This window comes from Cupriavidus sp. 01L43 (assembly GCF_056399925.1).
The window spans coordinates 136770-146246 of record NZ_JBFTSH010000006.1; the positions used below are offsets into that span (position 1 = coordinate 136770).

A 9477-nucleotide genomic window follows, 5' to 3' on the forward strand; every position below is an offset into this window, starting at 1 on the left:
CGAAGGCGGCAATAAATGCCTGATATGTCACTTATGTGGCAGTAACGTGTCCGTCATCTCAGTCGTTCCGGTTTAGCGCTACCATCTGAACCGAATTCCCGCCGCAGAACATCAGATTCGCACTTCCCGTCCTACCCATGCCCCACGCCATCGAAGTCCCCCTGTCAACCGTCGACAAATGGCAAGACATTGTCAATCTGCTCGCCGAGATCATGTGCGTGCCGTCCGCGCTGATCATGCGGACCAAGGCACCCAATATCGAAGTGCTGGTATCGAGCCATTCGGAGGGCAATCCTTATGAGGCGGCCGAAACCGCCCCGCTGGATACGGGGCTGTATTGCGAGACCGTGATGGAGACCCGCCAGCCGCTGCTGGTGCCGGATGCCCTCGCGGACGTGGACTGGAATGCCAACCCGGATATCAAGCTGGGCATGATCTCGTACATGGGGCTCCCGATCAGCTGGCCCGATGGCGAAGTGTTCGGCACGATCTGCGTGCTCGACCGGAAGAAGAACGCCTACAGCAACCAGTTTCTCCGGCTGCTGTCGATGTGCCGGGACATCCTGCAAGCCGACCTGAACATGCTGATGGCCTTGAGCGGCCAGCTTGCGGAAAGCCAGGCCAGGATCCGGCGCCTGGTGGACGCCGACATCATCGGCATCTTCCTCTGGGAGGTGGACACCCAGGTCATCGTCGAGGCCAATGACGCCTTCCTGCGGATCGTCGGCTACGACCGCGAGGATTTGCGATCGCGCGGCATGCGTTGGACCGCGATGACCCCGCCGGATTGGCTCGAGGTGGATCTGCGAGACCGGTTGCCGGTACTCAAGCGCAGCGGCCGCCTGCAACCGTTCGAGAAGGAATATTTCCGCAAGGATGGCAGCCGGGTGCCGGTGATGATGGGCGTGGCCCGGTTCGAGGACGGCGGCAAGGAGGGGGTCGCGTTCGTGCTGGATTTGACCGAACGCAAGCTCGCCGAAGCCGACGCCCGCGAAAGCGAGCGCCGTTACCGGGAAACCCAAAGCGCGTTGGCGCACGTCAACCGGGTCACGACCATGGGGCAGCTCACGGCCTCCATCAGCCATGAGCTGAAGCAGCCGATCGGCGCCTGTGCGATGAACGCCAGCGCGGGCCTGCGCTGGCTCGCGGCGCAACCGCCGAATCTGGAAGAAGCGCGCCTCGCCTTCGAGCGGATCAACAAGGATGCCCGGCAGGCCAGCGACATGATGAGCCACATCCGAGACCTGTTCAAGAACGCCCCGCTGCAAAAGGAGGGGGTGCAGATCAACGAGGCGATTCGCGAAGTCATTACCCTGACGCGCGGCGAAGTCGTCCAGCATGGCGTGGCGGTGCAGATGCAGCTCGCGGAGGATCTGCCGCCGGTCAAGGGTGATCGTGTCCAGCTGCAGCAGGCCATGCTGAACCTGATCATGAATGCCGTGGAAGCGATGAGCGCCGTGGACGACGGCCCCCGGGAACTGACGATCCGCACCGCCGCCGATGCGGGACATGCCGTGGTGGTGACGGTGCGCGACTCCGGACCGGGTGTACCGCCCGAGCACGCGGTGCGGCTCTTCGAACCGTTCTGCACGACGAAGTCCAGCGGCATGGGCATGGGCCTGACGATCTGCCGATCGATCATCCAGGCCCATGGCGGCACCCTGGAACTCTGCGAGAACGAGGCGCGTGGCGCCGTGTTCCAGTTCACGGTGCCCACGCTCGACGCCTAGCGCGCGTTCCCGGCAATCATCGCCGTGATCTCGGCGGCGTCCATCCCCGTCTCCCCCAGCACCTCGGCCGTGTGCTCGCCCAGCGCCGGCGCCGGGCGGTGGATCGCGGTCGGCGTTTCGGAGAACTTCGCCGTCGGCCGGATCTGGCGGATCGGCCCGACCACCGGATGCGTGGATTCCTCGAACAAACCCACCTCGCGCAGATGCGGATGCGCCGGCAGGTCGTCCAGGCCGTAGATCGGCGTGGCGGGGATGTCCACCCGCTCGCACATCGCCATCCATTGCGCCGTGGTCCGCTCGGGCGCCAGTTCGCGCAGGTGGCCGTACAGCGCCTGGATATGCGCATTGCGCGCGCGCCGGCTGGCGATGTCGTAGCGGCTGGCGAGGTCGTTCCGGCCCACTTCGGCAAAGAAGGCATGCCAGTGCTTCTCGGTGTACGGCAGCAGACTCATCCAGCCGTCGGCGGTGCGCACCGGCTTGCGCCCGCCGCCGAGCAGCCGCGCGTAGCCGGCCTTGCCCGGGTTGTCCGGGAACGTCATGCCGCCCATATGCTCGGTCAGCACGAAGGCGGTCATGGTTTCCAGCATCGGCACCTCCACGTACTGCCCCGCGCCATGCCGCTCGCGATGGAACAGCGCCGCCAGCACCGCGTTGGCCACCGCCAGCCCTGTGGTCTTGTCCGCGATCAGGCTCGGCATGTAGTCCGGCGCGGCACCATCCCCCGACGCCGCCCCCACGAAACCACACGCAGCCTGGATGATGTCGTCGAACGCCGGCTTGTCGCGGTGCGGCCCGTCCTGGCCAAAACCGGTGGCGGCGCAGTAGACGATGTCCGGCTTCAGCGCCGCCACGGCCGCGTAGCCAAGGCCAAGCCGCTCGATGGCACCGACGCGCATGTTGTGGATCAGCACGTCCGCGGTCGGGATCAGCCGCTCCAGCGCCTCGCGTCCGGCCGGGCTTTTCAGGTCGAGCACGATGGAGCGCTTGTTGCGGTTCAGGGCGAGGAAGATCGAACTCATGCCCACGTGGTGCACCACGCCGTTGGCGCGCATCAGGTCGCCTTCGGGCGCCTCCACCTTGATCACGTCGGCGCCCATGTCGGCCAGCAGCTGCGTGGCCATCGGCCCCAGCACGACTGAGGACAGGTCCAGCACCCGCACGCCATGCAGCGGGCCGATGGCGGCCGGCGCGTTGGGCGTCGATCGATCGCTCTTGGCAGTCCGCTCCATGCTCAGCGCCCCTGGAACTGCGGCAGGCGCCGCTCGGCCATCGCCGCCACGCCCTCGCGGAAGTCCTCGCTGGCGAACTCCTTCAGTTGCGCCGCCAGCTCCTGCCGGTTGCCCTCGACGATGCGGTCCGCCAGCCCCTGCCGCAGCGTGGCGCGGGTGCTGCGCACAGCCATCGGCGCGGAAATGGCGATCTCCGCCGCCAGTGCGTGGGCCTGCGCCAGTTCATCGCCGGGCTCGGCGAGCACGTCGGCCAGCCCGATCTCCACAGCACGCGCGCCATCGATGCGCCGGCCCGTGTAGAACAGCAGTGCCGCCTGCTGCTCGCCGATCAGGCGCGGCAGCGTCACGCTGAGGCCGAAGCCCGGATGGAAGCCGAGCCGGTTGAAATTCACGCTGAAGCGCGCGTCGCGGCTCGTCACGCGGAAATCCGCAACCAGCGCCAGCCCCACGCCGGCGCCAACGGCCGGGCCATGCACGGCGGCCACGATCGGCTTGGCCGTGCGGAACAGGCGCATGGCCTGCCGGTAGAACGGGCTCGGGTCGCGCGCCACGCTGCTGTCCTGCGCGCCGAAGTTGGCGCCGGCGCAGAACGCCTTGCCCTCCGCCGCCAGCACGATGGCGCGGCATTCGGGCGTCTCGTCGAGCGCGGCGAAGGCTTCGGCCAGCTGCGTCATGCACGCCTCGTCCACGTAATTGTGCGGCGGACGGCGCAGCGTCACCTGCGCCACATGGCCTGTCATGGCCACCTGGACCATGTCGGTGGAAAGCTCGGACACGGGACGTTTCGTATGCATGGGGGTGTCTCCTTCGGTTGGATGGCGCCGATCAGGCGCACGAATAGTGGGTTATGTCTGGATCGATATACACTGCGGGGGTCCACCGGACGCACCCCGCCAGGGGCGATGCCCGGCCTCAACTTACAAAATCTAGGGACATCGATGGAGCAAGGAGACAGCCTCGCCGGACCAGGCGACACCACGGGCGACACCACGGGCGGCCGACGCCTGCCGCTCGCGGACCTGCGCAAGAAGGACCTCAACCTGCTGGTGGTGCTTGCCGCACTGCTGGAGAGCAACAGCGTGAGCGAGGCCGCCAAGCGGCTCGACAGCACCCAGCCGTCCACCAGCCGCATGCTGGAGCGACTGCGCGACGAAATCGGCGATCCGCTGCTGATCAAGAGCGCGCTGAAGATGCTGCCCACGCGCCGCGCCCAGGAACTGCAGCCGCTGCTCGAAAACGTGCTGCGCCAGATCGAGCAAATCTACACCCAGGCGGCCGACTACGATCCGGCGCTGGAAACCGGCTCCTACGCCATCGGCATCAACGACTCCCTGCAGGCCGTGATCGCGCCCGGCTTCCTGGAGGCGCTGCGCCAGACCGCGCCGCGTGCGCGCGTGCGCATGCAGCCGGTGCCGATGCCGAGCGGCGTCAGCGCGCTGTCCAGCGGCGCCATCGACGTCATGGTGGCCTTCCACCCGGCCGAGGAGCACGAATCGCTGCGCGCGGAGCTGCTGTTCAACGCCCAGTTCGGCTGCCTGTGCGCCACCGGCAATCGCCAGATCGGCGACCACCCGACGCCGGCCGACCTGACGCCGCTGCCCTGCCTCGATGTCTCGCAGTTCGGCCTGGTGACCAAGCTGATCGACCGATACTTCAGCGCCCACGGCACCACGCGCAACATCGTCGGCACGCTGACCAGCTATCTGGCCGTGCCGGACGCCGTGGCGGGCACCGCCATGTACGCGATGGTGCCCGGCTACCTCGCCCCGCTGCTGTGCCGCCATCCCGGCGTGCGCTTCGCGCCAGTGGTGGACCCGCTGCTGACCGTGCCGGTGCACCTGTGCTGGCACAACAACGTCCACACGCACCCCTTCGTGTCGGTGCTGCGCACGCTGCTGACGCAGGCCGCCGCGCCGCTGGCGCACTGACGTCCCGGGGTGTCCATGGCGGCTGCGCCCCATCGCGGCTACTCCGGACGGATGCCCGCCGCCTGCGCCACCCTGCGGAAGCGCGCCATCTCGGTCTGGTGGAAGCTGCGCATCGCGTCGGGGTCGTAGGGCATCAGGCTCGACCCTGAACGCGCGACGTAGGCGGCGGACTCCGGCGTCTTCAGGATGGCCTGCATCGTCGTGGCCAGCCGGCCGACGATATCGTCCGGCGTCTGCGCGCGCACGTAGAACGACACCCAGCTGTACTGGATGTAGTCCGGATAGCCGCTCTCGCGCACCGTGGGCACGTCCGGCAGCTCCGGATGCCGGCGCTCGCCGGACACCGCCAGCGCGCGCAGCTTGCCCTGCTTCAGCAGCGGTAGCGCCCCCCCGGTATCGACCAGCGCCAGGTCAAGCTGGCTGCCGAGGATGTCGGACATGATCTGCGCCTGGCCCTTGTACGGGATATTGGTGAAGCGGATGCCCGCGAGCGAGCCGAACCAGACCGCCGCGAGCTGGTAGCCGGCGGAGTAGGTGCCGACGTTGAACGGCCGCTCCTGCTTCTTCGCGGCGGCGGCCAGATCGCCCATGGTCTTCAGCGGCGACGTCAGCGGCACCACGAACACATTCATATTGCGGCTCAGGCCCGCCACCGGGCGCAGATCGGCGACGGGGTCATAGGGCAACTGCTTGATGACGAGGGGATTGACCGACATCGGCGAATTGCTGGCCAGCAGGATCGTGTAGCCGTCCGCCGGCGCGCTCTTGAGCGCCTGGATGCCGATGACGCCATTGGCCCCGGGCCGGTTCTCCACCACGACCGCCTGGCCGAGTTCGCGCGCCAGCGCCTCGCCGTAGAAGCGCGCCGAGGCGTCCGAGCCGCTGCCGGGCGTGAACGGCACGATGATCCGCAAGGGCTTCGAGGGGAAGTCCTGCGCGCGCTCGCCCGCTTGCGCCGTCGGCGCGTAGGCGAGCAGCGTGGCGGCCACCCCGGCCAGCATCGTCTTCAGCCATGTCATGGTGTCTCCCCGTGTGTCGTCTGAAGGCTAGGCCGCCGCGGCGGTCAGGTCCGCCCACAGCGCATCGCCGCCGCGCGCAATCGCACGCCGGCCAATCTCGGCCGCCCAGTACGCCTCGGTGCCGCACTCGGCACGCCAGGCCCACACGCGCCGCGTGGATTGGTGCAGCGAATGCTCGTGCGTGAAGCCGATCGCCCCATGCACCTGATGCGCGATGGCCGCCGCGCGGCCGGCGGACTGCCCGCAGATCACCTTGGCGACCATCGCCGCCTGCGTCCAGTCGCCGGCATCGACCGCCGCGCAGGCGGACGCCACGGCCATGCGCGCGGCCACGGTCTCGTTGGCGAGGATGGCCAGTTGCTGCTGCACCGCCTGGAACTTGCCGATCGGGCGGCCGAACTGCGTCCGCTCGTTCGCGTACTGCACGGTCTGGTTCAGGATGCGCTCCAGCAGGCCAGCGATGCCGATCGCCCGCGTCAGCGCGCCGAGTGCCTGTGGCGCCGCTGGCCATCCAGCCGGATCGCCGCGCACGGCCGCGCTGTCCGGCACGCGCTGGAAGGTGAGCCGGTCGCGCGGTTCGTTGGCGAGGTTCACGCCGGTCTCCACCGCAGCGGCGCCGGTCGCGGCGAGCAGCCAGAGCGGCGCCTTGGTCTCGGCATCGATCGCGCGGATCAGCACATGGCCCACGTAGCGGCCCCACGGCACCGCTACCGCGCCATCGAGTGCCCATCCATCGTCATGCAGGCAGGCGCTGACGGGCGCGGCGAGATCGGCAAGGCCGATGGGGCCGCCCGGCATCGCCACGCCAAGCTGGTTCAGGACCCAGCCTGCCATTGCGGTGTCCAGGAACGGCGCCGGGGCGTTGGCGCCGGCCAGCAGCACCGGCAGGCCCTCGGTCCAGCTGGCCTGCGCGCCCTCGTCCGCTTCCGGCACGAAGAGGCGGGTCAGGCCGCTGGCCTCCACCTGGTCCCACAGTTCGGCCGGCCACAGGCCGTGTTCCATCGCGTCGATCCGGGCCGGCGTCACGGCATCGGCAAAGAGACGGCTGGCGCTGTCCGCCAGCATGCGTTCGAGTTCGTTCATCGGACCCCCAGTCCCTTGGCAATGATGCCGCGCAGGATTTCGCGGGTGCCGCCGCGCAGCGAGAAGGACGGCACAACCTGTGTCAGATAACGGTGCGTGGCCGCGAACGGCGACGCGCTCCCCTGCAGGGCATCCCCGAACAGCTGGTGCGCCACCTCGGGAATTCGCTGTTCGAACAGCGCGCCAAGGTCCTTGACGTTGGCGGCGGCCACCTGCGGGTTCTCCCCGCGATTCAGCATGGCCGCAATGCCGCGCGACATCTGCCGCAGGGTGGTCAGTTCCGCCACCAGCAGGCCCAGCTCCGTGGCCTGGCGGCTGTCCGCGGCGTCGGCGTGATCGAGCATCTGGGGCAGCAGCGCGTAGCTGCTCAGGTAGCGCTCGGGGCCGCTGCGCTCGAACGTCAGCTCGGCCGTCACCTGCGCCCAGCCGTCGCCTTCCTTGCCGATCAGCATGCGGTCCGGCACGAAGACATCGGTAAACACCACCTCGTTGAAGCCCTCCTCGCCGGAGAGGCTGCGGATCGGCCGCACCTGCAGGCCCGGCGAGTTCATGTCGACCAGGAACTGCGACATGCCCTTGTGCTTCTCGTCGGCGCCGCGATCGGTGCGCACCAGCGCAATCATGTAGTGCGAGCGGTGCGCGTTGGAGGTCCAGAGCTTGGTGCCATTGATGACCCAGCCGCCTTCCACGCGGTCGGCGCGGGTGCGGATCGAGGCGAGGTCGGAGCCCGAGTCGGGCTCGCTCATGCCGATGCAGAAGTAGACCTCGCCACGGGTGATGCGCGGCACGATCTCGGCGGCGACGGCCGGATCGGCGTAGCGCATCAGCAGCGGTCCGCTCTGGCGCTCGGCCACCCAGTGGCCGCCGACCGGCGCGCCGGCGGCGAGCAATTCCTCAAGGACCACGTAGCGTTCGAGCATCGAACGCCCCTGGCCGCCGAACTCGCGCGGCCAGGTCATGCCGATCCAGCCCTGCGCGCCGAGCGCCAGGCTGAACTCGGCATCGAAGCCGCTCCAGCTCTTGGCGCGCAACGGGCGCGGCCGGTCTGGCATGACCCGGGCGAGAAATGCCCGCACCTCGGCCCGCAATGGTGCCAGCGGCCCATCGGGCTCGGCTGGGCGGATCACTATCCTGGCGGCTGTGTCCACGCTGTCTCCTGTCGTTATCATGTGTCGCGTTGCCGGGGGCCCCGCGAAAGTGACGACGAGATTAGCAAGCCGCGGACGCCGCACCTATCGCACGGACGGCATATCCGAAATGCGTGCGATAGGTGCGGCGCGCCCGGGGCATGGTTTCCCCGCACCCGGCCCCCTGCCCGCGCGGCGCATACCGGCCCGCGCATAACGGATATGCCCCGCCGAGCCTTGCCTCGGTGCAGGGCGAGCCAGTAGGCTCTTCCTCCATCAAACGACGACGGATCACCGTTGCGGAGGAGACCACCATGAGACACCGACAGGACACCGTTCGCGCCATCCCTCACCAAACCCGGCGTCGTACGCTGCACACGCTGGCCACCCTGGCGGCGGCCATCGGGCTGGCGCCGCTGGCTGCCCTCCCCGCCCTGGCGCAGGGCGATGCCGCCAGCTTCCCCAACCGGCCCGTGAAGTTCATCGTGCCGTTTCCGCCAGGCAGCGGCACGGACACTGGCGCGCGCATCTTCGCCAAGAAGATCGGCGACCTCACCGGCCAGCCGGTCACCGTGGAAAACAAGCCGGGCGGCAACGGCTTTATCGGTGTGCAGACCGCGCTCAATGCGCCGGCCGATGGCTACACGGTCTTCATCGGCAGCAACTCCACGCTCTCCACCAACGCCGCCACGTTCCGCAAGCTGCCCTACGACCCGCTGACCGACTTCGCGCCCATCAGCCTGCTGACGCGCGGCCCGTGCCTGATCATCGTGCCGCCGAACTCGCCGTACAAGAACGTCGAGGAACTGGTCGCGGACGGCAAGAAGCGCCCCGGCGCGCTCAACTACGCGAGCGGGTCGATGTCGTACACGCTGTATTCGGAATGGCTCAATGACATGACCGGCATGCGCTCCACCGGCATCAACTACAAGGGGGCGGGCGATGCGATCAACGTGACGCTCTCCGGCACCGTGGACTTCGCGGTGGTGGACGCCAGCGGCGCCATCGAGCTGGTGAAGAGTGGGAAGCTGCGCGCGCTGGCGTACACAGCCCCGCAGCGCACCCACCTGCTGCCCGATGTGCCGAACGCGCAGGAGGCCGGCATTCCGCAGTTCCTGGCCTACAACTGGGTGGCCGCGGCAGTCTCGGCCAAGACGCCGCCGGAGCTGGTGCGCCGCTGGGCCACGCTGTTCCACCAGGCGGCAGAGACACCGGAACTCAAGGACTACTACAAGCGACAGTCCACGACGGTCATCATGTCCAGCCCGGCCGAGATGCGCCAGTACCAGCAGGAGGAAATCCAGCGCTGGAAGCAACTGGCTTCCCGCGCTGGCATCCCCCTGCAGTAAGGGTCGCAGTCA

8 protein-coding genes are annotated in these 9477 nt (G+C 68.5%); 3 read left to right on the forward strand and 5 right to left on the reverse strand.

Annotation, left to right across the window (positions count from 1 at the left end; all coding sequences use genetic code 11):
• Nucleotides 1-137 precede the first annotated feature (137 nt).
• The gene (locus AC1DP9_RS12945) at nt 138-1730 is read left to right on the forward strand and encodes an ATP-binding protein (protein ID WP_477107567.1); all 1593 of its coding nucleotides are present in this window, start codon (nt 138-140) and stop codon (nt 1728-1730) included.
• On the opposite strand, the gene AC1DP9_RS12950 is transcribed toward AC1DP9_RS12945, so the two are convergent.
• Together AC1DP9_RS12950 and AC1DP9_RS12955 are read right to left on the reverse strand one after the other, a co-directional pair.
• Complete coding sequence (locus AC1DP9_RS12950; RefSeq protein WP_477107568.1) at nt 1727-2959, reverse strand: CaiB/BaiF CoA transferase family protein; 1233 nt, start codon at nt 2957-2959, stop codon at nt 1727-1729. The two genes, AC1DP9_RS12945 and AC1DP9_RS12950, sit on opposite strands and share 4 nt — an antisense overlap.
• Nucleotides 2960-2961: 2 nt before the next feature.
• The gene (locus AC1DP9_RS12955; protein ID WP_092295200.1) at nt 2962-3753 is read right to left on the reverse strand and encodes an enoyl-CoA hydratase/isomerase family protein; all 792 of its coding nucleotides are present in this window, start codon (nt 3751-3753) and stop codon (nt 2962-2964) included.
• A gap of 144 nt (nt 3754-3897) precedes the next feature.
• Between AC1DP9_RS12955 and AC1DP9_RS12960 the strand changes: the two genes are divergently transcribed.
• Complete coding sequence (locus tag AC1DP9_RS12960) at nt 3898-4887, forward strand: LysR family transcriptional regulator (RefSeq protein WP_477107569.1); 990 nt, start codon at nt 3898-3900, stop codon at nt 4885-4887.
• 38 nt (nt 4888-4925) lie between these two features.
• Here AC1DP9_RS12960 and AC1DP9_RS12965 read toward each other — a convergent pair whose 3' ends face one another.
• Genes AC1DP9_RS12965 through AC1DP9_RS12975 form a run of 3 tightly spaced genes read right to left on the reverse strand, consistent with a single transcriptional unit; the run spans nt 4926 to nt 8158 of the window.
• The gene (locus AC1DP9_RS12965) at nt 4926-5906 is read right to left on the reverse strand and encodes a Bug family tripartite tricarboxylate transporter substrate binding protein (RefSeq protein ID WP_477107570.1); all 981 of its coding nucleotides are present in this window, start codon (nt 5904-5906) and stop codon (nt 4926-4928) included.
• A 27-nt stretch (nt 5907-5933) separates the two neighbouring features.
• Nucleotides 5934-6989 (reverse strand): acyl-CoA dehydrogenase family protein, encoded by a 1056-nt coding sequence (locus AC1DP9_RS12970; protein ID WP_477107571.1) that lies wholly within the window; start codon nt 6987-6989, stop codon nt 5934-5936.
• Nucleotides 6986-8158 (reverse strand): acyl-CoA dehydrogenase family protein, encoded by a 1173-nt coding sequence (locus AC1DP9_RS12975; protein ID WP_441592501.1) that lies wholly within the window; start codon nt 8156-8158, stop codon nt 6986-6988. The genes AC1DP9_RS12970 and AC1DP9_RS12975 overlap by 4 nt, the downstream gene beginning before the upstream one ends.
• A 272-nt stretch (nt 8159-8430) precedes the next feature.
• On the opposite strand from AC1DP9_RS12975, the gene AC1DP9_RS12980 reads away from it, so the two are divergent.
• Nucleotides 8431-9465: a Bug family tripartite tricarboxylate transporter substrate binding protein gene (locus AC1DP9_RS12980; RefSeq protein ID WP_477107572.1), complete on the forward strand. Its 1035-nt coding sequence runs from the start codon at nt 8431-8433 to the stop codon at nt 9463-9465.
• Nucleotides 9466-9477: the final 12 nt, after the last annotated feature.

Coding starts and splice junctions, on each gene's coding strand:
- AC1DP9_RS12945 (WP_477107567.1), top strand. CDS start 138: ATGCCCCACGCCATCGAAGTCCCCCTGTCAACCGTCGACAAATGGCAA.
- AC1DP9_RS12950 (WP_477107568.1), bottom strand. CDS start 2,959: ATGGAGCGGACTGCCAAGAGCGATCGATCGACGCCCAACGCGCCGGCC.
- AC1DP9_RS12955 (WP_092295200.1), bottom strand. CDS start 3,753: ATGCATACGAAACGTCCCGTGTCCGAGCTTTCCACCGACATGGTCCAG.
- AC1DP9_RS12960 (WP_477107569.1), top strand. CDS start 3,898: ATGGAGCAAGGAGACAGCCTCGCCGGACCAGGCGACACCACGGGCGAC.
- AC1DP9_RS12965 (WP_477107570.1), bottom strand. CDS start 5,906: ATGACATGGCTGAAGACGATGCTGGCCGGGGTGGCCGCCACGCTGCTC.
- AC1DP9_RS12970 (WP_477107571.1), bottom strand. CDS start 6,989: ATGAACGAACTCGAACGCATGCTGGCGGACAGCGCCAGCCGTCTCTTT.
- AC1DP9_RS12975 (WP_441592501.1), bottom strand. CDS start 8,158: ATGATAACGACAGGAGACAGCGTGGACACAGCCGCCAGGATAGTGATC.
- AC1DP9_RS12980 (WP_477107572.1), top strand. CDS start 8,431: ATGAGACACCGACAGGACACCGTTCGCGCCATCCCTCACCAAACCCGG.